This is a genomic window from Pelorhabdus rhamnosifermentans (assembly GCF_018835585.1).
Lineage (GTDB): Bacteria > Bacillota > Negativicutes > UMGS1260 > UMGS1260 > Pelorhabdus > Pelorhabdus rhamnosifermentans.
The window spans coordinates 1-201 of sequence record NZ_JAHGVE010000213.1; the positions used below are offsets into that span (position 1 = coordinate 1).

The 201-nt window shown below is 41.8% G+C and carries 1 pseudogene; it reads left to right on the forward strand.

From position 1 onward, the window contains the following. Positions 1-201 (forward strand): annotated as a pseudogene (locus Ga0466249_RS26395) (electron transfer flavoprotein subunit alpha); the annotation flags it as partial.

Below are 201 nucleotides of genomic sequence, written 5' to 3' on the forward strand. Positions count from 1 at the left end.
CTTTGTCCCGACTACCGTCCACAAATGGGAACAGTTCGTCCGAAAGTATTTAAACGTCCGGAGCAAGACTTTAGCCGTAAAGGCGAGATTATTAAAGTACCAAGTAAAGTAAAACCCGAAGACCTTCGTACCAAGCTTATTGAAGTCATCAATCTTTGTACAACTTCCGTCAACATTGAAGAAGCGGAAATTATCGTTTCC